This window comes from Pseudomonas taiwanensis (assembly GCF_013393345.1).
Classification (GTDB): domain Bacteria; phylum Pseudomonadota; class Gammaproteobacteria; order Pseudomonadales; family Pseudomonadaceae; genus Metapseudomonas; species Metapseudomonas resinovorans_C.
In genome coordinates, this window is the sequence record NZ_QJRF01000045.1 from 82647 (window position 1) to 107335 (window position 24689).

Annotated in this window: 20 protein-coding genes; 3 read left to right on the forward strand and 17 right to left on the reverse strand. The window is 64.0% G+C overall.

The features are described from left to right. Positions 1–53 precede the first annotated feature (53 nt). The 5 genes from DM872_RS08955 to DM872_RS08975 form a co-directional block, all read right to left on the reverse strand. Entirely contained in the window at positions 54–2582 is a 2529-nt protein-coding gene (locus DM872_RS08955; RefSeq protein WP_179059140.1) for an efflux RND transporter permease subunit, read from the reverse strand. A 17-nt stretch (positions 2583–2599) separates the two neighbouring features. Further along, a complete protein-coding gene (locus DM872_RS08960) occupies positions 2600–3652 on the reverse strand; it encodes a WD40/YVTN/BNR-like repeat-containing protein (protein ID WP_179059141.1) in 1053 nt (350 codons plus the stop codon). Between the two features lie 70 nt (positions 3653–3722). Next, entirely contained in the window at positions 3723–5081 is a 1359-nt protein-coding gene (locus tag DM872_RS08965) for a DUF1329 domain-containing protein (RefSeq protein WP_179059142.1), read from the reverse strand. A gap of 41 nt (positions 5082–5122) precedes the next feature. Then, the gene (locus DM872_RS08970; RefSeq protein WP_179059143.1) at positions 5123–7045 is read right to left on the reverse strand and encodes a DUF1302 domain-containing protein; all 1923 of its coding nucleotides are present in this window, start codon (positions 7043–7045) and stop codon (positions 5123–5125) included. Positions 7046–7180: 135 nt separating this feature from the next. Beyond that, entirely contained in the window at positions 7181–7744 is a 564-nt protein-coding gene (locus DM872_RS08975) for an RBBP9/YdeN family alpha/beta hydrolase (protein ID WP_179059144.1), read from the reverse strand. Between the two features lie 362 nt (positions 7745–8106). Here DM872_RS08975 and DM872_RS08980 point away from each other — a divergent pair, with 362 nt between their 5' ends. Beyond that, positions 8107–9111 carry an AraC family transcriptional regulator gene (locus DM872_RS08980; RefSeq protein WP_179059231.1) on the forward strand — a complete coding sequence of 335 codons (1005 nt, stop codon included), beginning with the start codon at positions 8107–8109 and terminating at the stop codon, positions 9109–9111. A 1116-nt stretch (positions 9112–10227) separates the two neighbouring features. Here the strand turns inward: DM872_RS08980 and DM872_RS08985 are convergent. The 8 genes from DM872_RS08985 to DM872_RS09020 all read right to left on the reverse strand — a co-directional run bounded on the left by DM872_RS08985 (position 10228) and on the right by DM872_RS09020 (position 17866). Further along, on the reverse strand, positions 10228–11238 hold the full coding sequence (locus DM872_RS08985; RefSeq protein WP_179059145.1) for a YeiH family protein: 1011 nt from the start codon (positions 11236–11238) through the stop codon (positions 10228–10230). Continuing rightward, complete coding sequence (locus DM872_RS08990) at positions 11220–11570, reverse strand: Rieske (2Fe-2S) protein (RefSeq protein WP_179059232.1); 351 nt, start codon at positions 11568–11570, stop codon at positions 11220–11222. The genes DM872_RS08985 and DM872_RS08990 overlap by 19 nt, the downstream gene beginning before the upstream one ends. Next, on the reverse strand, positions 11567–12235 hold the full coding sequence (locus DM872_RS08995) for a DsbA family oxidoreductase (RefSeq protein ID WP_179059146.1): 669 nt from the start codon (positions 12233–12235) through the stop codon (positions 11567–11569). The genes DM872_RS08990 and DM872_RS08995 overlap by 4 nt, the downstream gene beginning before the upstream one ends. Next, positions 12235–13536: an MFS transporter gene (locus tag DM872_RS09000; protein ID WP_179059147.1), complete on the reverse strand. Its 1302-nt coding sequence runs from the start codon at positions 13534–13536 to the stop codon at positions 12235–12237. The genes DM872_RS08995 and DM872_RS09000 overlap by 1 nt, the downstream gene beginning before the upstream one ends. Positions 13537–13647: 111 nt before the next feature. Then, the gene (locus DM872_RS09005) at positions 13648–14700 is read right to left on the reverse strand and encodes a 3-keto-5-aminohexanoate cleavage protein (protein ID WP_179059148.1); all 1053 of its coding nucleotides are present in this window, start codon (positions 14698–14700) and stop codon (positions 13648–13650) included. A 69-nt stretch (positions 14701–14769) separates the two neighbouring features. After that, positions 14770–15618 (reverse strand): TauD/TfdA dioxygenase family protein, encoded by an 849-nt coding sequence (locus DM872_RS09010; RefSeq protein WP_179059149.1) that lies wholly within the window; start codon positions 15616–15618, stop codon positions 14770–14772. An 11-nt stretch (positions 15619–15629) separates the two neighbouring features. Further along, complete coding sequence (locus DM872_RS09015; protein ID WP_077526986.1) at positions 15630–16610, reverse strand: quinone oxidoreductase family protein; 981 nt, start codon at positions 16608–16610, stop codon at positions 15630–15632. Between the two features lie 242 nt (positions 16611–16852). Continuing rightward, the gene (locus DM872_RS09020; RefSeq protein WP_179059150.1) at positions 16853–17866 is read right to left on the reverse strand and encodes a hypothetical protein; all 1014 of its coding nucleotides are present in this window, start codon (positions 17864–17866) and stop codon (positions 16853–16855) included. Positions 17867–18150: 284 nt separating this feature from the next. On the opposite strand from DM872_RS09020, the gene DM872_RS09025 reads away from it, so the two are divergent. Next, a complete protein-coding gene (locus DM872_RS09025) occupies positions 18151–18483 on the forward strand; it encodes a hypothetical protein (protein WP_179059151.1) in 333 nt (110 codons plus the stop codon). Between the two features lie 45 nt (positions 18484–18528). Here the strand turns inward: DM872_RS09025 and prpD are convergent, their stop codons facing one another. Then, entirely contained in the window at positions 18529–20013 is a 1485-nt protein-coding gene (gene prpD / locus DM872_RS09030) for a 2-methylcitrate dehydratase (RefSeq protein WP_179059152.1), read from the reverse strand. 149 nt (positions 20014–20162) lie between these two features. Here prpD and DM872_RS09035 point away from each other — a divergent pair, with 149 nt between their 5' ends. Continuing rightward, complete coding sequence (locus DM872_RS09035) at positions 20163–20306, forward strand: hypothetical protein (protein WP_162945806.1); 144 nt, start codon at positions 20163–20165, stop codon at positions 20304–20306. A 175-nt stretch (positions 20307–20481) separates the two neighbouring features. Here DM872_RS09035 and DM872_RS09040 read toward each other — a convergent pair whose 3' ends face one another. The 3 genes from DM872_RS09040 to DM872_RS09050 form a co-directional block, all read right to left on the reverse strand. Continuing rightward, a complete protein-coding gene (locus DM872_RS09040) occupies positions 20482–22917 on the reverse strand; it encodes a TonB-dependent siderophore receptor (RefSeq protein ID WP_373273696.1) in 2436 nt (811 codons plus the stop codon). Between the two features lie 116 nt (positions 22918–23033). After that, entirely contained in the window at positions 23034–24005 is a 972-nt protein-coding gene (locus tag DM872_RS09045; protein ID WP_179059154.1) for a FecR family protein, read from the reverse strand. Between the two features lie 83 nt (positions 24006–24088). Then, positions 24089–24580, reverse strand: coding sequence for an RNA polymerase sigma factor (locus DM872_RS09050; protein ID WP_179059155.1), 492 nt, complete (start codon positions 24578–24580; stop codon positions 24089–24091). Positions 24581–24689 lie beyond the last annotated feature (109 nt).

Here is a 24689-nt window from a genome sequence, read left to right on the forward strand (position 1 = left end):
GCCGGCGGCGATCCCCCGTTTTCCAGATTAGTCCAACTTCCTTCGCTTGCGGGTCAGGGCTGAACGGACTCCATCTGGCCGCTCTGCACCGCCCCGCTGACGGGGTGTGCAACGGGCTCGTCGGCCGGGCTCACCGGCCGCGCCGCTTCGCCGCGTTCGCGCAGCAGGAAATAGGACAGCGCCGGGATCAGGATCAGGGCACCGATCATGTTCCAGACGAACATGAAGGTGAGCAGGATGCCCATGTCGGCCTGGAACTTGATGGGCGACCAGGCCCAGCACACCACGCCGGCGGCCAGGGTGATGCCCACCAGACCGACGACCCGTCCAGTGAACGACACCGCCTTCTTGTACGCCTCCGACAGCGAAAGGCCCTGGCGCTGGAACTGCAGCTGCACGCTGAGCAGGTACAACGCGTAGTCGACGCCGATGCCGACGCCGAGGGCGATCACCGGCAGCGTGGCCACCTTCACGCCAATGCCCATCACCACCATCAGCGCCTCGCAGAGCACCGACGTGAGCACCAGCGGCAGCAAGGCCACCAGGGTCGCACGCCAGCTGCGGAAGGTGATCAGGCAGAACAGCGTCACCGCCAGGTAGACATAGAACAGCATGGTGCGGTTGGCGTCGCGCACGACGATGTTGGTCGCCGCCTCGATGCCCGCGCTTCCGGCTGCCAGCAGGAACTGGCGATCCTCGCTGCTGTTCTCGGCGGCGAAGCGATCGGCGATGGCCACGACTTCGTCCAGGGTCTGTGCCTTGTGGTCCTTGAGGAAAGCGATAACCGGCATCAGCGAGCAGTCGGTATTGAACAGCTCGGGGGTGTTCACCGAGGCCTGCTGGGCGGCGTAGTTCAGCACGTCCTGATTGCGCTGCAGGCTGAGGAACTTGGGGTTGCCCTCATAGGTGCCAGCGGTGATCTGCCGCACGGCGTTGGCCAGGGATGCCGTAGCCTGCACGTTCGGATGCTGCTGCAGAGCCCAGGCCAGGCGGTCGGCCTGGATCAGCGTCTGGTAGTTCAAGCAGCCCTCGGCCGGCGTTTTCACCATCACCGCGAACAGGTCGCTGGACAGCGCGTAGTGGCTGGTGATGTAGGCGTTGTCGCGGTTGTAGCGGGACTCCGGACGCAGTTCCGGTGCGCCGGCATCCAGGTCACCGATCTGCAGGTTCATGCTGACCATGAAGCCCGCCACACCCAGCACCGAGGCCAGGGCGACGGTGGTCAGGGCCCAGCGCTTCTCGGTGAAGCGGTCGAGGAAGTCCCACACATGGCCGAAGCCCTTGTGCGCGGCGGCGTTGTTGTCGATGCGCAGGGCGCGCTCAGCAGCCTTCTTGCCAACGCCCACGTAGGACAGCGCCACCGGCATCATCAGCAGGGTGGTGAGGATCAGCACAGCCACACCGATACTGGCGGTGATGGCCAGGTCCTGGATCACCGGGATGTCGATCAGCATCAGTACGGCAAAGCCCACGGCATCCGCCAGCAGCGCGGTGACACCAGCCAGGAACAGACGGCGGAAGGTGTAGCGAGCCGCCACCAGGCGATGGGTACCCAGAGCGATGTCCTGCATGATGCCGTTCATCTTCTGTGCCGCGTGGGACACGCCGATGGCGAAGATCAGGAAGGGCACCAGAATGGAATACGGGTCCAGCGCGTAGCCCAGCCAGGCGACGATCCCCAACTGCCAGACCACCGCCAGCAGCGAGCAGACGATCACCAGCAGGCTGCTGCGCAGGCAGCGGGTGTAGGCCAGGATGATGAAGAAGGTGGTCACCACGGCCAGGCCGAAGAAGGCCATGACCCGCATAAGACCGTCGATCAGATCGCCCACGAGCTTGGCGAAGCCGATCACGCGGATCTTGATCGCGCCCTGCCCTTCTTCACCCGAAGCTTGCGCCTTGCGGTCGCCTCCGTATTCGAAGTGCAGGCGGAGTTTTTCTTCCAGATTGCGCGAGAACTGGTGATAGTCCACGCCCTGGCTGCCGGCGGTGGCCTGGTCCAGCAACGGCACCACCAGCATGGTGGACTTGAAGTCATTGGCCACCAGGCTGCCGACGATACCGGCGCGGGCGATGTTCTGCCGCAGTTGCTCGATGCTGGCGGGCGAGCCGTCATAGCCATCGGGCATGACCGGGCCACCCTGGAAGCCTTCTTCGGTCACTTCGGTCCAGCGTACGCCGGGGGCCCAGAGGGATTTCATCCAGGCGCGGTCGACGCCCGCGGTGAGGAACAGCTCGTCATGCACCTTTTTCAGCGCATCGAGGTAGGCCGGATCGAAGATGTCGCCCTGGGGGTTCTCCACCACGATGCGCACACTGTTACCCAGCCCGCGCAGCGCCTTGCGGTTCTCCAGGAAGTTCTGGATGTAGGGATGTCCCTGGGGAATCATCTTCTCGAAGCTGGGCTTGAGTTCCAGCCGCGTGAAGGCCATGTAGCCCAGCAGCACCGTCACCAGCAGGATGCCGATCACGAACGGCAGCCGGTTGTTGAACACCATGCGTTCCAGCAGGTTGCCGCTGCGTGGGTCGAAGTCTTTCAGATCCCGGATAACCGGCATCGGCTCTTGTTTCATGCCACCCATGTGGGTATGCCTCGCTTTTATTCTTGTTTTCCAGAAACCACGGGGCGCTGGCTGATGCCTCGCGCGCCCACCAGCAGCAGGCCGTTGTCGCTCGACGCCAGGGCGCCGTAGACAGGTACGGGCTGGCCGATGTCCAGCGGTTGGAAGTTGGCGCCCTGATCACTGCTCACCAGGGCCTGGCCAGTCTGGCCGAACAGGTAGAGCGTGCCCTTGGCATCGCGCGTGGACGCGGTGATGCTGCTGTTCAGCCCGGTCTTCACCGTTGTCCAGGTGGCACCGGCATCGGTGCTGCGATAAGCGTGACCGCGCAGGCCGTAAGCCAGCACCATGCCGGGCTGGGCGCTGATACCGAAGAAGCTGCCCTGATAGGGCGACTCCAGTGCCTGGAAGCGCTCACCGCTGCCGTCGAGGCGCAGCAGCAAACCTTGCTCCCCGGCGATGTAGAGATGCTCGCCGTCGCTGGAGATGGCGTTGAGGTGGTAGCCGGACGGGTTGTCGGTACGGTCGGTCCAGGGCTCCCAGCTCTGCCCGCCATCGCGGGTGCGGAAGATCAGATTGAAGGCACCCACGACGAAACCATTGCGTTCATCGCTGAACCAGAGGTCAAGGAACGGCTTGTCGGCGCCTTCGGTCTCGATGCGCTTGCCTTCATCCAGCCATTGACCGGCATCGGGACGGGCGCTGTAGTAATCCTGCATGAGTCGACCGAGCTGGCGGCCATCGAGCTGCCTTTCCCAACTGGCGCCGCCATCAGTGCTGTGCAGCACAATGCCGTCATGGCCTACGGCCCAGCCTTGCTTGTCGGTGGGGAATTGCACGGCATTCAGGTCAGAGCTGACCGGCACGCTAGCCTGGTGCCAGCTCTGGCCTTGGTCATCGGAGTAAAGAATGTGGCCGCGCTGGCCTACAGCGACGAGACGCTGGCCAGCCTGCGCCATGTCGAGCAAGGGGCTGCGTATCGCCAGTTCACTGTGTTGCGCCGGCAGGTCGAGCACATCGACCAGGGACGCGGCTTGGGCATTACCCGCCATGAGGGCCATGCCCAGAGCGATGAACTTGAAAGAAAACATCGGGACGTCCTCTGAAAAAGAAAGCGGTTGCCGCTCCCCCACACTCAAAGGGAGCGGCAACCAACCTGGCTTAGCGAATGCCGGCGCCAGCCAGGGACTCGGCTGCCCACTGAGCCTTGGTCAGCGGGTCGATATAACGGATGCCGCCGTACGGGCCAACGATGCCGTTGATGTTGTAGGAGTTACCCACCAGGTCGTAGATCACGAACGGGGTGGTGTCCGGTACCTGCTTGTCGTAGCTCTGGCTGAGGAAAGCGAAGGAGCCACGGTAGATCTGCCCACGAGCGTCGTACTGGTCCGAAGCCAGAGCGACCCAGCTGTCCTCATCCAGGAAGAAGCGGCGCTTGGCGTAGATGTGGCGAGCGCCCTCTTTCAGCGTGCCCTCGACAACCCAGACGCGGTGCTTCTCCCAGCGCACGTAGTCAGGTGACAGGTGGTTGGGGGTGGTCAGGGCCTTCGGGTCCTGGGCGTAGGTCAGCTTGTAGGTGTTGTAGGGAACGATGAGTTCCTGTTTGCCCACCAGTTTCCAGTCATAGCGGTCCAGTGCACCGTTGAAGACGAACACGTCGTCGTAGGTGCCGGCACCGGCGGTACCCGGGTTCGGGGTGTCGTAGGCGAGGCTCGGCGCGAGCTTCACGCGACGCTGGCCGGGCAGGTACTGCCAGGCGCGGCGCGGCTGCTCGACGGCGTTGGCGGCGTCCTTGAGCATGATCGCCTCGCCGGCGCGACGGGCCGGACCCGAGTAGTACAGCTTCATCTGGTAATACACGTCGGTATTGGCGATGGGCTTGTTCAGGTCCTGGTAGATCGGGTAGTTGATGAAGGCCTGGCCGGTGGTGGCCAGGGTCGCTACGCCGGCGGCGTCAACGTTCCAGGAGTCGTACTTGGAGTTGATGGTCACACCCTGGTAACGCAGCAGGTGGTTCCACATGGCTTCGGCGCCGGACTGCGGGATCGGGAATGGCACACCCGGCAGCACGTTTTCCAGAGCCAGGCCGCCATTGGCGGTCTTGGCGCCAGTGGCGTTCTTCACGGCGTTGTCCAGCACCGGCTGCGGCATGGCCACGGTACGGTGGGTCGGGTAGACATCAACGCGGAAGCCTGGGTAGCGCTTGGCCAGCTCGACGGTGGTAGCGCTGAGCAGGTTCTTGTACTGGTCGACGTTCTTGCCATCGATCACCATCGCCGGCTTCTCGCTGGCGAAAGGATCGGGGCGCATGCTGTCGCCGGACTTGAAGCCTGCCGGAGCGGTGGTCAGGCCACCGTCGTAGGCCGGGATCGAGCCATCGGCGCTAGCCGCTTTCTCGGCCCCTACCAGGGTCAGGTTGTTGCCCAGCTTGGCGGCCTCATCAGGCGACACGGCGGCATGGACGGAACTAGCGAAGGCCACCGCGAGGGAAGCCGCCATCAGAGTTTTCACGAATCTCATCTCGTTGTTCTCCTGCTCTATTGTTTGAGCTATGCGGAATGTCAGAAGGTGGTCTTCAAAGTCAGATACACCGCGCCACGGTCTTCCGTGGTAGCCCCGCCGCCGGAGAAGGAGGAGTAACCCCCGGCGTAGCAGGTGTAGCGCTGCGTGGCGTCCAATGCGTTAGGAGTCGAGCCGTCGGTGGCCCCGTTTTCACATTTCTCGGCGTCGCCGAAAGAGTCCACGTACTTCAGGTCCACGAAGTACTGGTTGTAGATGGCCGCACCGATCCCCACGGAGTAGTTGCCGGTGTCTTCGGCGCCGCCGCCCTGTACCGGCGAAACGCCGTCCAGGCCAACGTTGACGGACATCGGGGCGGACAGGTCCACACCCGGGAATACCTGGTACCAGGTGGGCGTGAAATTGACCGCGACGCCCCAGTTGTCGCGGGTCGGCTGATCGATGCCGTGGTAGGTGGACTTGCCCTTGTAGAGCGCCTCGTTCTTGCTATCGAGCTTCAGCAGGTTGCTGTAGTACAGCTCGCCCAGCAGGCTGGCCGCGTCGAACAGCGGCGTGTCGCCGATGGTCATCAAGCCGTTCAGGGTCCAGTGGAGGGTGTCGCCGGTGGCGCTCATGCTGTCGCCGCTGCTCGGAACATCGGTGACCACACCGGAACCCGGAATACGCGCCGGCAGCAAGCCGAGGCCCGCAGCCAGGCCGCCAGGGCCGGTGGCGCTGGTGATGGCCGGGATGCTCGCCAACGGCATGTTGTGGCGGACGTTCAGGTCGCTGGCGACGCTGATGCCGCCGAATTCCTTGGACAGGCTCAGGCCGAAGATGTCGATGTCGTCGCCGTAGGCCAGCTTGTAGTTGGTGGTGCTGATGGAGTTCTGCACGTTGGCGATGGGGCCAGCTGCACCGCGTGCGGTCAGGCCGGTGCCATCGAGTACGGCTTGCGGCAGGATTTCCGAAGTCTGGCGGTAATAGGCGCCAACGGTGCCATCCAGCCATTCCGGCGACCACTTGAGCATCAGGCCCCAGTCACCGCGCTTATCCGGAGTAATGTCGTGGCCACGGCGAATGTTGGTCAGGGTGCCGTTCGGCCCCGCGAGGCCCGGACCGCCGGTGTGACCGAGAAGGAAGGACTGCGCGCCGAAGCCCACAACGTCCGAACTGCCGTAGTAGGTGCCGGCCTCAGGCAGGCGTGCAGCGTCCCAGTCGAGGAAGTACTGGGCGGCAACGGTCAGCTCAGGGTTGATGGTGAAGGAAGCGGAAACCTGGTTGCGCGGAACGAACAGTTCCTTGGCCTCGGTACCCGGTGCCGCGGCGAGTTTCGCCAGGTCCAGGCCGGACTGGCCGTAGCTGATGGCATGCACGGGATTGAGGATGGTTTCGCCCCAGTACACGTTGTGCTGGCCGGCCTTGATGCTGAACATCGACTCTTCGCCAATTTCGGTGCTGTAGAACACGAAGGCGTCGAGGATTTCACCGGACGGGCCGCTGTAATAGCGCTGGGCGTAGTTGGAAAGGTGCGGGCTGCCCAGCACCGCATTGTTGGTACCGGGCTGGCCGGCAATGCGGGAGAAGGCCTCGTTGCCGTTGACGAACGGGTTCGAGTTGGAGCCGGTGTTGTCGTAGGCCTTGTCGTACCAGCTGGCGGCACTGACACGGAAGCCCTTGTTGCCCTGGTGGATCACGTCCAGCTCAGTCAACAGGTCGACGCGATTGGTGATGTTGGTGCCCGAACGACGGAAGTTGAAGTCACCGTCGTTGTTGTTCGGCGTAGCCAGCATGCGCTTGTCGGCACTCTCGGTGCGAACACCGTAGTTGTACTTCACGGTGTTGTCGAAGCGAACCGACCAGTCCGGGTTACCGGTGTCAACTTCCATGGCCTGTATCGCTGCTGGCGCGCCGATCCCGGCCGCAATGGCCGAGGCGAGCAGGCACCTGCGCAGGTTCAGGTTGTGATTGTTCTTGTCTTTCATGCGTTGGCTCCGCTTTTTGTTGTATTGGCTACCGCAACCCTTTCCTTGCTCCCTGCCTGGTTTGCGCGCAGCCGGTTGCATGGCCGCGCGCCACTTACGCCGGACTCCCCGGCCGAATGAGTTGGAATCTTTGGATCAGCGATCCAGTATCCGGATCAGGTCATGGGCGTCCGGCCATTCGCCGTAGCCCGAGGCCGGATTGAGATGACCGACCTTGCCCAGCTCGACCAGGCTGCTTTCCCAGTCGTTGGCCAGGGCGCGAACCGCGTCCAGGCTGGCCAGGTGATCGTCGTCACTGGCACAGACGAGGCTGGGGAACGGCAGCGGCTGACGCGGCAGCGGGGTCCAGCCATTGGCTTGAAGGGATTCGGGGCTCGGGTAGTTCGCCGGCCAGGCAGCGTCCAGGTCCGGAGGCGTGGCCAGCAGCGCACCCTTGATCGGTCGGCTGTAGCGAGCCGCCCAGTGCGCCACCATGAGGACACCGGCGCTGTGGGCAACGAGGATCACAGGGCCGTCGATTTGCTCCAGCTCACGCTGAATGGCTTCGACGCGCGCCGGCAGGCTCAGCTTGTCCTCTTCCAGCGGTGGAACGCTGCGGACTTTGGGCAGTTGCTCGGCCAGCAGGGTCTGCCAGTGCTCGGGCACATGATCCCGCAGGCCGGGGACGATAAGGATGGTTGCGTTGTCGTTGTTGTTCACGTCATCACCCTGTGCCGCAATCGCGGCTGGAGGAACTTGGTGATGCAAACAGTAGAGGTGCCAGGGGGGAGTCGCTTCTCATAGGGCGTCAGGCTCTTCGCATTTCATGACAGCCCCGCCCTGCTCCCTTTTCCAGCCCGCCGGGCGGCCATGCCCGTCATCCGTGGCATGGGCCAAATTCCAGGGATTGGCTTTACTTTCATCTGGCCGGAACAAGGAAAAATGCCGGCGTTGTCATGAAAGACAAATTCAAAGACTATCCGCGACGACAGACTCACTTCGCTTTATCTGACAAAAACAATCGGCGCATGCCTACAGGCACACTCCGGTACAACGACAGCGTGGCGATCGACATGACTCCAATGGTTCGCGCGGCGGCCCTCACCAACTACATGGAAGTGGCCCAACACCTCGGTCTCAACCCACAACAGATGCTGCGCCAGGCAGGACTCAGCCAGGCACTGATAGAAAACCCCGACCAACGCCTGCCCACCTCGGCGGCTGCCACCTTGCTGGAAGATTCCGCCCGCGCCAGCGGCTGCCTCACCTTCGGCTTGCGCATGGCCGAATCCCGTCAGCTTTCGGACTTCGGCGTCATCAGCCTCCTGCTTTCCCACCAGCCGACCCTGCGTGATGCGCTCGAAACCATCGTCCAGTACCGCCACCTGCTAAACGAATCACTGGCGCTGTTCGTGGACGAAGTGGGCAAGACAGTCGTACTGCGGGAAGAGATCATCACCGACCCGCCGGTCCCCATCCGCCAGGGCATGGAGCTGGCCATCGGGGTGCTGTTCCGCATGTGCAGCGCCCTGCTCGGCTCGGGTTGGCGGCCAATGGCAGTGAACTTCAGCCACGACGCGCCGCCGGACCTGCAACTGCATCGGCGGGTGTTCGGCTGCAAGCTGGAGTTCGGCAGCGAGTTCAACGGCATCGTTTGCCAGGCCGCCGACCTGGACAAGGCCAACCCCCTGGCTGACCCGGCCATGGCCCGCCACGCGCTGCGCCTGGTGGAGACCCTGCCCGGCGCCGCCCAGCAATCGACACTGAACGACGTGCGCAAGGCCATCTACCTGTTGCTGCCCATGGGCCGCGCCACCATCGAGCAGATCGCCCAATCGCTGGGGATGAACGTGCGCACGCTTCAGCGGCGCCTGGAAGAAAGCGAAGTGACCTTCTCCGACCTGATCAGCGAGGTGCGCCGCGACCTGGTGCTGCGCTACATGGAGAATCCGCGCTATTCCCTCTCCCGCATCGCCGACCTGCTCGGCTATTCGGTGCCCAGTTCCTTCACCCGCTGGTTCACCACCCAGTTCGGCATGGCACCGGCAGCGTGGCGGCGTGAGCATCAGGTGAAGGCGGAGGAGTAGTCCGCCTTTGTGGAACGAAACCCATCGGCGCCGCTGTTGGGCTTCGTTCCTCAGCGCCAACCTACGACAGAGCTTCGCGAGCAGAGCTCGCTCCTACACCCCCATCGTGCTGCCGATCGCTTTTGTAGGTTGGTCAGAGCGCAGCGAAGCCCAACGCTTCCCGAAAGTCCGTGCAGGGTTTCGCGAGCAGAGCTCGCTCCTACATCGCCCATCGCGCTGCCGATCGCTTTTGTAGGTTGGTCAGAGCGCAGCGAAGCCCAACGCTTCCCGAAAGCCAGTTCTGGGCATCGCGAGCAGAGCTCGCTCCTACACCCCCATCGTGCTGCCGATCGCTTTTGTAGGTTGGTCAGAGCGCAGCGAAGCCCAACGTTTCCCGAAAGTCCGTGCTGGGCTTCGCGAGCAGAGCTCGCTCCTACACTCCCATCGTGCTGCCGATCGCCCTTGTAGGTTGGTCAGAGCGCAGCGAAGCCCAACGCTTCCCGGAAGTCCGTGCTGGGCTTCGCGAGCAGAGCCCGTTCCTACACCCCCATCGTGCTGCCGATCGCTTTTGTAGGTTGGTCAGCGCGCAGCGAAGCCCAACGTTTCCCGAAAGTCCGTGCTGGGCTTCGCGAGCAGAGCTCGCTCCTACACTCCCATCGTGCTGCCGATCGCTTTTGTAGGTTGGTCAGAGCGCAGCGAAGCCCAACGCTTCCCGGAAGTCCGTGCTGGGCTTCGCGAGCAGAGCTCGCTCCTACACCCCCATCGCGCTGCCGATCGCTTTTGTAGGTTGGGCAGAGCGCAGCGAAGCCCAACGCTTCCCGGAAGTCCGTGCTGGGCTTCGCGAGCAGAGCTCGCTCCTACACCCCCATCGCGCTGCCGATCGCCTTTGTAGGTTGGTCAGAGCGCAGCGAAGCCCAACGCTTCCCGGAAGTCCGTGCCGGGCATCGCGAGCAGATGCTCGCTCCTACGCCACCTGTACCAACCGTCCAAATAAAAAAAGGGGTAAATGCCTCCCTGCATTCACCCCGTCACGCCAAAAAAAAACCGCGCTACGAAGCCCTTCCCTATAGGCTCCGGCGCGGCAAATGCCCGCTTTGGCAGGCGTCGATGACCCCCTTACGGGAGCAGGAGTAGTCGTTAGAACCCCCAGTGCAGCATTGCCAGCACCAGGGCGGCGAGGAAGGCGGTCTCCCCCACCATCAACAGGATCGGCTTGATACCCACGGAGGCGAGGTCCTTGAGTTGGGTTTTCATGCCCAGGGCACTGATGGCGATCACCAGGCACCAGCGCGACAGTTCGTTACCGGCGTTCTGCACCACGGGCGGGATGAAGCCGGTGCTGTTGATGGCAGCGAGGATCACGAAGCCCACCGCGAACCAGGGCAGCAGCGGCGGACGCTTGGTGCCTGGTTCGGCGCCGCGCATGCGCGTGATCATTGCGGCGCAGACGATCACCGGCAGCAGCATCGCCACACGCATCAGCTTGACCACCGTGGCGCTGTCGCCGGTCTCGTGCCCCATGCTGTAGCCAGCGCCCACCACCTGGGCCACGTCGTGGATAGTGCCGCCGATAAAGAACCCGGCATGCAACGGCGAGAGCCCAAGGGCCTCGGCGATCATCGGGTAGAGGATCATCGCCAGGGTGGACAGTGCCGACACGCCGATCACGGTGAACAGCGTCGCGCGTTCCTTCTGCGGATGGCTCGGCAGCGCCGCCGCCAGGGCCAGCGCCGCCGACGCACCGCAGATGGCGGTGGCGCCACCGGTGAGCAGGCCGAACAGGCTGTTGAAGCCAAGCAGACGCGCCACTGCGACTGACACGAGGATGGTAACCACCACCAGTGCCACCACCATGGCGACTGGCTGCCAGCCGAGCGACGCGATCTGTTCCAGGGTGATGCGAATGCCCAACAGCGCCACGCCGACCCGCAGTACTTCGCGGGCCGTGAACTCGATGCCGGGCTTGCATGCGCCGTCGGTCGCCAGGAAGTTCACTGCGAGGCCCAGCAACAGGGCGAAAAGCATCACCGGAGCACCGTAGTGCTCGGAAAGGAAGGTGGCCGCCGCGGCGACCACGGCGCTGACGATCACGCCGGGCATGAGTACCCGGGTGCGCGATCCCAGCGAGGTTATTGCTGTTGCAGACATACGATTGATTCCTGCGGACGCGGCCGCGATAGATCGATGAAACAACGGCCCTGCAGCAGCTCCACCGCATAGGTGGCGACACCGAAGCCGCTCACGCCAGGGACACATCCGCTGGCCAGGTCAAAGCGCAGGCCGTGGGCCGGGCAACGCAGCAAACGTCCCTCCAGCTTGCCGCCGAACAAGGAGGCGCCGTTGTGCGGGCAGCCTTCGTCGATGGCGTAGATCTCACCGCCCTGGTTGAACAGCACCAGCGACTTGCCGTCATGACGAAACAGGCTGCGGCCGCCTTCCGGCGGCAGCTTGTCCGCTGGCACCTCTACCCGCGCGGTCATGGCAGGCATGCCTCCGTCGCTTCGCGCCGCTCCAGCGCGTGCTGCAACTGGGCCAGCATCAGCCACGACGGCTGGGCACCGGCCAGGGACGGCCGGTTGTCGATCACGAACGAGGGAACGGCCTGGTTCGCGGGAACCGCATCGCGTCCCACATAGGGACGGCCATCGTCGAACAGCGCCTCCTCCAGGTTTCGCGGATCGAAGCCGCACTGCCTGGCCACCCGCAGCAACAGCTCGCTGCTGCCCAGGTCCTCGCCACGCTGGAAGTAGCTGGCGAACAGCCGTTCGAGCAGGGCGTCGACCTGACGCGCGCTGCCCTGCTCCGTGGCCAACGCCAGCAGGCGGTGCGCGTTGGCGGTGTTGGGCATGGTCACGATGCGTCGCAGGTCCACATCCACGTCGGCGTGATAGGCGGCTTCACTCACCTGCTCCTGGCGCGCCCGCACCATCGCCTCGCTGCCGAGGCGTTGCAGGTAGAACTCCATGAAGGGCACACCTTGCGCCGGCAGGTCGGGCAGCAGCTGCACGCCCTTCCAGCGGAGTTCGACGGAGACATCCGGCCGCAGCTTGGCCAGGTTGCCCAGCGCCTTCTCCAGGTTGCGTTTGCCGATCAGGCACCAGGGACAGATGAAGTCGAAAGTCATTTCGACCAACAGCGGTTTCATTAACGTTCCTCACTTGCCATCAGCGGCGTGAGCTTCTGGATGTCCTTCTGGTAGTGGCGCTTGCCGTACCAGAACACCAGGGCCGCAGCGACGCTGATCAACGGAATCAACTGGAAAGCACGATCCAGGCCGAAGAGATCGGCCAGCACGCCTGTGACATAGGGTCCGGGCGCCAGGCCCAGCAGGTTGTTCGCCAGTGTCAGAGTGGCGAAGGCCGTGCCGTGGATCGAGTAGTGGGTCAGGTTGGCGACCATGGCGCCGGCCGGACCGGAGGTGCCGGTGGCAACCAGCATCGCCAGGGCGATGACCACCAGCTGCGGCACACCCGTTGTCATCTGGAAGGCCAGCGACAGCAGCACGCAGCTGATCAGGCAATAGGCGATGGCCAGGGCGATCTTGCGGTCCGGTGCATTGCGGCACAGGCGGTCACTGAGGATGCCGCAGAGGATCATGCCGGCACCGCCGGTGAGCACGATGATGGCCGAGACCGCGCCGGCCTGGTCGGTGCCCATGTGGTAGTAGCGATTCAGGTAACTGGGGAACCACACCATTACCGCCGCGCCGACGAACAGCTGCAGGCCGCTGCCGACGTAGGCGCAGATGACCGAACGGCTGGCAAACAGGGTTTTCAGCGGGCGTCGGCACGGGAACTCGTCGTTGGCGCTGGGCACCACGCGCGGCTTGGCGATGCGCGATTGCTTGACCACCAGCGGGTAGACCATCGCCAGAACCAGGCCGAACATCGCCATGCCCGCGAAGGACCAGCGCCAGCCCAGGTGTTGCGCCAGGACGCCGCCCAGGGCCATACCCAGCACTGAACCGAACATGCCGCCGGCCATGAAGGCGCCGGTAATGGTGGCGCGCATCTGCCGGGGGAACACGGACAGCACCACCGCGATGCCGACGCTGCCATAGGCTGCCTCGCCCACGCCCACCAGGAAGCGGGCGATGAACATGTGTTCGTAGTTCTTCGCCAGGCCGCAACCCAGGGTCGCCAGGCTCCAGAGCGTGGCCATCAGCACCAGGCTCTTCACCCGGCCCCAGCGGTCAGCCAGCAGCGACAGCGGGAACGTCAACAGCCCCACCATCAGCGCGACGATGCCGCTGAGCAGGCCGAGCTGGGAATCGGTAAGCGTCCATTCGGATTTGAGCAGCGGGAATACCGCGTTGAGTACCTGCCGCGACATGTAGTCTGAAATCAGCAGGCCGAACGTCAGGGCGAAGACGACCCAGGCGTAGGTGCGCGGGATATTGACGGCCGATTCGTCGAAATCGGCGGTGGTGGCGGTATGAAAGGCCATCGGGGTTACCTTGAATCTTTGCGTGTAATTGTTGTTGTCACGCTAGCTGGCGGGGCGTCGGTTGGCACCCCGCCGGAGCCGGCCTTGTAGGCCGACTCCTGGCTACGCAGGTCAGGTGCGCAACGGGACGTGCTTCTGACCCGGCTGGCGGTTAGGCGCCATGCCGTTCATGCGCAGGGTTTCCTCCACGTCCTTGTACTCCACGCCGATCTTGTAGATCTCGCGTGCTTCCTTGCCGCTGGCGATTTCGCGGCCCAGCTCGTGGGCGATGCGCACGGTCTGCTGGATCTGCTGCACGGAAGTGAAGCGCTTGCCGTGCTGGTCGATGATGGTGTCTTCGATGCCAACGCGCGGGTGTAGGCCCATGGCCAGGGCCATGGTGTTGAACGGCAGAACGTTCTTCAGCAGCGACTCGGCGGTGAGCGTGCCGCCATTCGGAGCGCGGTGGATGAAGTTGAAGAAGTTGAACGGGTTGGGGCCGTCGAAACCGCCGCCGATGCCGATCCAGGTCAGGTTCAGCGGGCCCTTGTAGACGCCCTTGCGCACCAGGCGCTCCAGGGTTTCCAGGGCATGCATGCCGGTGAGCTGGAAGTGCGGCTGGATGCCGTTGGCCATGAGGCGCTTGAGGTGTTCCTCGACCCAGGCCGGGCCGGCCGGCACGGTCATCTCACTGTAGGCGGCCTGGTAGACCGGGTTTTCCAGGGAGGTGCCCTTCAGGTACTCCGGATAGAGGAGTTCCATGATGTTCATCTGGGTGGTGTTGATGGCCACAGTGACCTGGTCCGGCTTCGGAGTCAGCTCGGCCAGCATGTGGCGGGTATCGTCGGACAGCCACTTGGCTGCTTCGCCTTCGCCCTCGGGAGCGAAGGAAATGGAACCGCCCACCTGGATGATCATGTCCGGTACGGCTTCGCGCACACCGGCGATCAGTTCGTTGAACTTGGACAGGCGCTTGGAGCCGGTGCCGTCGAGTTCACGCACGTGCAGGTGCAGCACGGTGGCACCCGCCTCATAGCAATCAACGGCTTTCTGGACCTGTTCGTCCATGGTCACCGGGATGTCTTCCGGGAAGTCTGCCGGCATCCACTCGGGGCCGTAGGGCGCCACGGTGATGACCACTTTTTCCATGTTTTCCGGGTGCAGGGAATCGTCGAAGAATTGCATGCTGGATGTCCTCGGTAAGTTCTTGTTCAGGGGGCCCGGCCGAATTGTCCCGGCCGGGTGGATCGATGGTCAGAAAGTCTTGTCGCCGATGATTCCGGCGCGTTCCATCTTGCGAACGCAGGGCGGGTAATCCATCACGGCGTAATGCTGGGTGGAGCGGTTGTCCCAGATCGCCACGCTGTTCTTCTTCCAGCGCCAGCGCACCTGGTACTCCGGGATGTAGGCCTGGCTGACCAGATAGCGCAGCAGGTCGCTGCCGCCCATGCTGTAGTCCTGGCCGTAGCGCACGTACTCGGGGGTGTGGAAGTTGGTGAAGTGGGTGGCGAAGGCGTTGACGAACAGCACCTTCTCGCCGGTTTCCGGGTGGATACGCACCACCGGATGCTCGGCGTCCGGGTACATGGCCTTCAGCGCCAGGCGCTTCTCGACGGGCATGGCCGCGCCGAAGCTCGCTTCGATGCTGTGGCGGGCGCGCAGGCCCTCGATGCGCTGCTTAACGTCTTCCGGCAGTTTCTCGTAGGCCAGCGCCATGTTCGCCCACATGGTGTCGCCGCCCACCGGCGGGCACTCCACGCAGCGCAGCACGCAACCCATGGGCGGGGCATCGCGCCAGGTGGCGTCGGTGTGCCAGGCGTTTTCATAGCGGTCGTTGGGCTGGTCCGGGTCCTTGTAGATGCGCACCAGGCCCGGATGCTCCGGGTCGCTGCCGGCCACGGGGTGGTCTTCCAGCTCGCCGAAGCGGCGGGCAAAGGCCACATGCTCAGCACGGCTGATGTCCTGGTCGCGCAGGAACAGCACCTTGTGCTTGAGCAGCTGCGCCTTGATCTCGGCGAACAGACCGTCATCACGAGAAGCGTCGCCCAGGTTCACACCGCTGATTTCGGCGCCGATGGCGCACGTGAGTTGCTCGACTTTCATGGCCAGCGACCTCAGATGACGAAAATGGACGAACCGGTGGTCTTGCGCGATTCAAGGTCACGATGGGCCTGGACCGCATCTTCCAGCGCGTAGTGCTGGTTGATATCAATCTTGATGCGACCGCTACCAACATGGTCGAACAGCTCACCGACCAACTCGGCCTTCTCTGCCGGGTCAGCGATGTAGTCAGCCAGGGCCGGGCGGGTGATGAACAGCGAACCCTTCATGGCCAGCAGGACCGGATCGAAGGCCGGCACCGGACCCGAAGCGGTTCCGACGCACACCAGCAGGCCACGGCGGCGGAGCGAATCCAGGGAGGCGTTGAAAGTGTTCTTGCCCACGCTGTCGAACACGACATCGACACCGCGCCCGCCGGTCAGCTCACGCACGCGCTGGGCGATGTCTTCTTCGCTGTAGTTGATGACGTGGTCACAGCCGTGAAAGCGCGCTACTTCAGCCTTGGCCTCGGTGGACACGGTGCCGATCACGGTCAGGCCGAGCAGCTTCGCCCACTGCGAGACGATCAGACCCACACCGCCGGCAGCGGCATGCAGGAGGATGCTGTCGCCTTCCTTGAAGTCGTAGATACGACGCATCAGGTAGGCGGAAGTCAGGCCGCGCATGGTCATGGCCGCAGCGGTTTCGAAGGCGATGGTTTCGGGCAGCTTGATCAGCGGCGCTGCGGACACCAGACGCTCGGTGCTGTAGGCGCCGAGGGTGTTGAGGAAGCCGGTGTAGGTGACACGGTCGCCGAGGGCAACGTTGGTCACGCCCGCACCGACCGCCACCACCACACCGGCGGCTTCGACGCCAATGCCGTTGGGCAGCGGGATGGGATAGGTACCGTTACGGAAGTAGGTGTCGGCGTAGTTCAGGCCCACGGCGACGTGACGGATGCGAACTTCGCCCGGACCAGGATCAGCTACCTCGACCTCTTCATAACGAAGTACTTCCGGTCCCCCAGCTTCATAAAACCGAACCGCTTTGGCCATGCCTTATCTCCAATCTGAATTCTTGTAGTCGGGTCACGGACCCATGGATTGGACTCTAGGCATCCCCCCCTCCGGCTGCTTCTCATAGGGCGTCAGCAGCTTCGCATTTCATGACAGGCGCAGCCGGCGCAGCCGGCGCAGCGGCAAAGCCTGCGCCGCGCCGAGAAATGCAGTGGGGTGTTCGATGTTCGACAGGTGGAACGCGGGGAGCAGTGCCGGCCGGGAGCCGGCGAATGGGCAGGCTATTGCGCAGGTATCACCTTGGGCAGTGGCTGGAACTGGATGGGCTGGGTCTTGGTCTGCGTCAGGCTGCCTTCTACTTGCCCGGACAGGTGGATCACCCCGGCCATCACCCCCACGTCGGGGTTGCGCATCAGCTCCAGCCATTCTTCGTCGAAGGCCTGGTTGAGGCTCTTGCGCAAGGTGGCTTCACGATCGGCCCGCCCCTCTTCATGGAGCATGGCGCTGACCCCGGTGAAGCCGAGGGACAGTATCGGGCCCGCGACGCGTCCCATGAAACTGGTGGCGACACTGGCGGCACCGCTGGTCGCCAGTTCCGATTCCAGTTGCTCGCTGGTGTCGCGGGTGATACGCGACAGGCCGTCATCGGTGGTCCAGGCCCCTGCGCCGTTGGGCGCATTGCGAATCTGGCCCATGAGCGAGGCATAGGCTGGCAGTTTCTCCAGCGGGTCGGCCTTGAGCACCTGGTAGAGCGACGCACGCTGGCCGGGCGGTGCCAACTCGATCGCCGGGATCTTCTGCAGATGCTGGGCGAACTGGTCGCCGGGTACGCCAAAGCGCTGTGGAATCACTTGCAGGCGCTCATCCAGCTGCTGAATATAGGTTTGCGTGGTCTGTTCCATGATGTCGTCCGGATCAATCTCGCGGGCAACCGGCTGCAGCACCTGCTCGTCGTATTCCTCCTGCAGGTAGGCGGCCAGCCGATTCACCGTCTGTTCCCGTTCGCCGTCAGAACTCAGGCGATACCAGCCGACCTTGATGCTCAGCCACTTGCGGGTCCAGAAGCTGGAGAACCAGGGGAGGAATTCGCTATCGGTGCGTTGGTAGATCAGGTCCATCCAGCGATCCATGGAATCCTGGGCGTAACGGCGGGCCTGGCTGGTGGCCGCAAGGGAAGCGGCGGCGATGTCGCGGTCCACCTGGCGCCAGGTGGCCTGGGAGACGACGACCGGAGGCGGTTCTTCCGGTTTCGACGCGCACCCGCCGAGCGTCAGCGCGAGGATGACGATCAGCATTGAAAGCAGCGTACCCGGGGTTCCGAAGAGCCTGCCGGGCACCTGTTTCGCCCGAATTCGGGGGGAAACTTGCGCAGCGCTCATGAGAGTTCGCCCGTCCCGTGGGCCAGTCGGCCCAGGTCCTATGAGTATAGGTATGACCACCCTCCCCCGTGCCTCGTTCGGACGCGTTGCACCATGGAGCAAAAATGCCGCCGCGTGGTCATATTCGTCGCCAGGTCGAGCCTCGCGACGAGCGCGTGGACGCTGGCCCACTCCAGTCGTATCGGAATCGAGGTAAAGCAATGAAAACAGGCCCGCTAGTGGGTGTGTTTGTTCTGGTCGCAACCCTTGCCGGCACCATGCAGAGTGCCCAGGCCGACCACAGACGGGACGATGATGACGGCAGGGTCGAGCACTACCGCGATGGCCCTTGCCGGGTGAAGGAAATCACCGACCGCGGCTATTACCGGAAGGTCATCCGCTGCCCGGACGGACGCGGCAAGAGCTGGCGCCGTGGCGAATGGCACCGCGACTACCGTGATGGCCCCTGCCGGGTGCGCATCGAGGCGTCCCGGGAAGTCTTCGACAAAGAGAAGGTCTGCCGTAGCCGCGACCACGACCGTTACGACGATTGATGCGACGTTGAGGAGCCCCGGTCCGGGGCTCTCTCCACCTGTCAGCTAGCCCACGAAGAACTCCACGAACCGATCCACGGGCATTGCCTCCAGGGCAGCCTGGTCCTTGCACAGCGCCAGGATCTCCGCGCACCGATGGGGCGCGAAGCGGGTCGCCAGGCTGGTCTTGAATTTCTCCTCCAGCAACGGCATTCCCTCGCTGCGCCGGCGACGGTGACCCATTGGGTATTCCACTTCCACCTTCTCGGTGTGCCGGCCGTCCTTGTAGAACACCTGCACGGCATTGGCGATGGAGCGCTTGTCCGCTTCCAGGTACTCACGGCTGTAGCGGGGGTCTTCGACCACTTCCATGCATTCGCGCAGGCGGTCGATGATCGGATGGGATTGATGGAAGTCGTCTTCGTAATGCTCGGCGGCCAGGTCGCCATAAGCCAGGGCCACCGCTGTCATGTACTGCAGGCAATGGTCGCGGTCGGCGGCGTTGGCCAGGGCGCCCTCCTTGGAAATGATGCGAATGGCCGACTCCTGGGTGGTGATGAGGATGCGATCGATCTCCGTGATGCGGTTGCGCACCAGGGGGTGCAACCGCACCGCCGCTTCGCAGGCCGTCTGGCCGTGGAATTCGGCGGGATAGCTGACCTTGAACAGGATGTTCTCCATCACGTAGCTGCCGAAGGGCTGGGGCAGGCTGAAGTGGTGCTTTTCCAGCGGCTTGGTCGCCAGGTCCTTGTTGGTGTGGCTATAGGACACGTCGTAGAAGCCCCATTGCGGTGCGCTGAGCACGCCGGGAACGCCCATCTCCCCGCGCATGGCGATATCCGCCAGGCGCACGCCCCGACTGGTGGCATCGCCCGCCGCCCAGGACTTGCGCGAGCCGGCATTGGGCGCGTGGCGGTAGGTGCGCAGGGCCTGGCCATCCACCAGGGCGTGGGAGATGGCCGAGAGCATCTGTTCGCGACTCGCGCCCATCAGCCAGGCGCAGACCGCAGTGGATGCGAGCTTGACCAGCACCACATGGTCCAGCCCGACGCGGTTGAAGGAATTTTCCAGGGCCATCACGCCCTGTATCTCGTGAGCCTTGACCATGGCTTCCAGCACCAGGCGCATGGTCAGCGGCGGCTCCCCCCTGGCCACGCGCCGCTGTGACAGGTGGTCGGCCACCGCGAGGATGCCGCCCAGGTTATCGGAGGGGTGCGCCCACTCGGCCGCCAGCCAGGTGTCGTTGAAGTCCAGCCAGCGGATCATCGCGCCAAGGTCCCAGGCCGCCTTGACCGGGTCCATCCGGTAGGACGTGCCCGGCACCCGCGCGCCCTGCGGCACCTGGGTGCCTTCCACCAGGGGGCCGAGGAGCTTGGTGCATTCGGGAAAGCGTAATGCCATCAAGGCGCAACCGAGGCTGTCCATCAGGCAATTACGGGCCGTGCCCAGCGCCTCCGCAGACTCCACCCGGTAAGCCAGCGCGTAATCCGCAATGGTCTCGATCACCGGGTCATAGGGTGGCCGCTGGTTCAGGTCGACGTTGCTGCTCATGGCCCTGTCTCCTTGTGGCGATGGCTTCCAGTCTAGGCCCTGACTTGGCAAAGGCTGGTCCCAGCCGATGAAACCCGCCGGGCGACAGGCGGCCAGCGCGACGCACCGCCTTGTGCTGCGCTTAGGAGACAGAGAAATCGGAGGTTCCCATGAACAGCGACCCCAACGTGCGCACACCCGCGCCCAAGCCCCAAGGCCCGAGCCAGCCACCGGAACAGGTGCCTGCGGCGGACGTGAAGCGCATCAGCGACAAGGCGCCGAGCAAGGACAAGAAGCCGGACGATTGGGATTGAGGGAACAACATCTGTGGGGGCGAATTCATTCGCTGAGCGGACCGCAGGTTCGCCCGAGTACCTCTCGATACTAAATCGGGGCTACTGAGGGTAGGAGCGAGCTTGCTCGCGAACAATCCGAGCACGGCCCTTCGCGAGCAAGCTCGCTCCTACAGAACGGCAGAGCCCTCCTACCTCAGAACCCTACGCTGGCCTGGATATACCAGGTGCGCGGCTGGCCGACGTAGATGCCCGCGTTGTTGTCGCTGGAACGGGTGAAGTACTGCTTGTCGAAGATGTTCTTCACACCCACGCCCACCTTCAGGTTGGACAGCTGCTCGCCGAAGTCATAGGCACCACGGGCGCTCCAGGTCACGTAGCCGGGAATGTCGCCGAACTGGCCGTCAGCGGTCGGTTCGGTGATGTAGTCGCCGGTGAAGTTGCCGTTGGCATCGATACCGGTACCCGGCGCGCGCTGGCCCGACTGGGCGTAGCCGTCGAAGTTGTAGGTCCAGCGGTCCACCTGGTAGCGCAGGCCGACGTTGGCCACATGACGCGAGTAGAACGGCAGGTCGCGGGTCTTGAAGCCCGGGATGTCGCCTTCATAGGTGGCGCGGGTGAAGGTGTAGGTGCCGGTCAGGCTCAGGCCCGAGAGCAGTTCGTCCAGGTTGTAGTAGCCGGACAGTTCCAGGCCCTGGTGCTTGGTCGCGCCCAGGTTGGTCCAGCCCACATCGTTGCTGATGAATTGCAGCTCGTGGTCGAAGTCGATGTAGAACAGCGTCGCTTCGCCGCCCCAGGTCTGGCTGTTGTAGCGCGTGCCCAGTTCGTAGGTCTTGGCTTTCTCCGGCTCCAGGCCATTGGCCGCGTTGTCGCCCTCCCCGCCCTGGCCGAGCTGGAAGTACTGCAGGCTGCCGAACGAGGTCTCGTAGTTGGCGAACAGCTTCCAGGAATCCGAGAGGTGGTACATCACGGCGAGGGCCGGCAGCGGCTCGTTGTAGTCCTTGCTGCGGTTCTTCTCCTGCACCGGCTTGCCGTTGGTGCCGATCACCGGGCGCTCGTGCCAGTCGGTGTTGATGCTCTCGAAGCGCACACCCGGGGTGACGGTCCATTGGCCCACGTCGATCTTGTCGTCGATGTAGAAGGCATTGGCCTCGGTGCCGCCGGTACGGTCCTGGAACACATGGCCGTCAGCCGATGGGCCGGGAGTCGGCGTCGGGACGTTCTTCACCAGGGCCACACGGCTGCTTTCTTCGTGCATGGCCTCTTTCAGGTAGCGATAGCCAACGCCCACCTCGTGGGTGCTCTCACCGGCGAAGAAGATGCGCGAAACGCGCGGCTCGATTCCGTAGGTGTAGTAGCTGCGCGGATAGGAATTGAGGAACTTCTGGTCGCGGCTGGCGATGTGGCTACCCCGGAAGCTGTCGCTGTAATAGGTCAGCACTTCCACCTGGGTGACGTCGTCCACCTGGCGCAGGTATTTCAGCGAGACGTCCTTGCGGCGGCCGCTGAAGTTGTCCCAGTCGCGATCGGACTGGAACGGGTTGTCGTCGTACTGCGCCTGGGTGAGGCCGCCCGGCATGTCGGCGGTGGCGTCGTAGTAGTGGAAGTTCAGCGACAGGTCGTCCTGCTCGGTGGGCGCCCAGTGGGTCTTGAGCAAGACGTCGTCAATATCGTTGTCGTTGTTGCCGTCGCGGTAGCCGTCGCCATTCACGCCCGAATAGAGCAGCGCGGCGCCGATGCCGTTGTCAGCGGTGCCGCCGAGAAAGGCATTGTTGAGGTACTTCCAGCCACCATGGGCAGTGTCTTCCATGGAGGTGCCGACTTCACCGGAGAACTTCTCCGGGATGGCGCGGGTGACGAAGTTGATCACGCCACCGACGTTCTGTGGGCCATAACGCACGGAACCGGCACCACGGACCACGTCGATGCTGTCGAGGTTGCCGATGGAGATCGGTGCCATGGACAGCTGCGGCTGGCCGTACGGGGCGAAGGCGGCAGGCACGCCGTCGATCAGGACGGTGGAACGGGGCGAAAGACGCGAAGTGAGACCACGCACGCCGAAGTTGAGGGCGATGTCGCTGCCGCCGGTACCGTTGGACTCCTGGACCTGGACGCCGGGCACCGAGCGCAGCGCGTCACGCACGTTCATCGCACCCTTCTCGATCATCGCTTCGCGGCGAACCACGGTACGGGCGCCGGGGTGGTTCTGCACCACCGCGTCTTCGGCAGTGCCCAGCCAGTCACCGACCACGGTGATGTTGGAGGCCGGCAGCTCCATGGCCGACGCGCCCTGCTCTTCGCTGGATACGCGACGTAGGATGGCGGTGCCGTCCGAGAGGTCGAAGGTCAGGCCGCTGCCCTGCAACAAGGTCGCGAGCACTTCTTCCGGCAGCAGGTTGCCATCGACCGCGGGAGCCTGTTTGCCCGCCACCAGGTCAGGGCTGAAGAACAGCTGCAGCGAGGTCTGCTTGCCCAGCTGGCCGAGGGCGCCGGCCAGGGACTGCGCCGGAATGTGGACTTCAGTGCGCTCGGCGGCTTCGACACCGACGCTGCCGACAGCCAGGGCGATGGCCAGGCTCAGGGGCAGCCAGCGGTGGGTACGAGGAGTCTTGCGGGAGGAATCTGGCGACACAGCTTGTTGCGTTACTTCGTTGATCACGTTCGTCCGGTCCTGAAAGAAAGCGCCCTGCACTGCACTGGGCGCAAAGAGTCGGACGAGAAGACGAACGACAGAAAAAAAACCTGAATCTAAAACGGAATTATTTCGCTTGACCCGTCAGGCAGGGTCCTGACCTTGACCGGAAGGATGCGCGGAAGGGCCGTCAGCAAGGCGTTGGTGTCATCGGCGCGGAACACGCTGGAGAAGCGCAGGTTGGCCACTTCCTCCGCAACACGCAGGGGTTGTTCCCGGTAGCGGGACACTTCCTGCGCCACTTCCACGAGGGGCACGTCATTGAAGATCAGCTTGCCCTGTCGCCAGGCGGTAATGCTCGCGATATCGATGCGTTGCACCGGACCGACCCCGCCATCGGCCGCCACCCGCACCCCGTCGCCGGCCAGCAGCGGCCGGCTCGCCTCACCCCGCTCGCCGGCTACCAGGACGCGGCCCGACTCCACCGCCACGCGCACGTCCTCGACATCCCGTCGCACATTGAAACGCGTACCGGTGACGGTGACGCGGCCTGGTCCGGCTTCGACCACGAAGGGGCGTGCCTTGTCCGGCGTCACGCTGAACATCGCTTCACCGGCCTCCAGGCGCACCAGTCGACGGTCAGCACTGTAGACAACGGTGACGCGGGTGCGACCGTTGAGATCGAGGGTCGAGCCATCGGCCAGCATGACCTGGCGACGTTCGCCCAGTGCGGTCGTAAAACTCTCGCCACGCAATGAGAGCGGATCGAGCAGGTAGGTCGCGCCCATCACCAGTGCGACGCTGGCCGCGGCCGCCAACGCACCCTGCAGGAAGCGTCGGCGCGAACGCACCGGCAAAGGCAGGACTTCTGCCGTGCACAGCTCCCGCAAGCGTTGCTCGGGAATCAGGTCGACGGCACTCCACATCACTTCCAGCAAGCGGTACTCGGATCGATGCGACGCAGCTGCCGCCAGCCAGGCTTCGAATTCGCGGCGCTCGTCGCTGCCCTGCTCGGGGTCGCGGTTGCGACTGAACCACTGGGCGGCTTCGTCGCGCACCTTGCAGTCGGCGTAATCGGCTTGCTTCATCAGGCTGCCATCCAGGTGGCGGGAATCAGGCTGCGGTGGGTGTCCATGGCTCGGGTCTTGATGCCCTTCTGGGTGGTTCCTGTTCATGTGGAGCTCACATCCAGGCGCTCACGCAGGTGACGAATGGTGCGGATCATATACCGCTCGACCATGTTCTTGGATAACCCCAGGCGCTCGGCGATCTCGGCCTGGCTCAGCCCTTCCAGCTTCTGCCAGACGAACACCTGGCGGCAGTTCACTGGCAATTCGGCCAGGGCCTTCTCGATGGAATCCGCCAATTGAACTGCGTGCATAAAGGACTCGGGATCATCCTTCGACTCATCGCCCGAGCCTGCGATGTCCATCTCCAGCAAGGCGCGGCGCTCTTCGCGACGGAAATGGTCGACGGCGATATTGCGGGTCGTCTGGTGGAGATAGGCGCGGGGCTGCTGGACGTTCTCCTGGTCAGCCTCCAGCACCCGGACGAATGCGTCGTGGGCAAAATCTTCGGCGCGATGGCGGCTTCTCAGCCGGCGCGTCCAGGTGCCGATGAGCTCTTCATAATGCTCGAAGAATCCGTGTTCGCGCTTGCGCATCTAGGGAATTGGGAGAAGCCGGAAATCGAAAGTCGCGAATGATAATATCTCTCAAGTGTTACCGCAATTTCCCCTCATCCCCGCTGATTGGCCGTCCGACGAAAGCCCC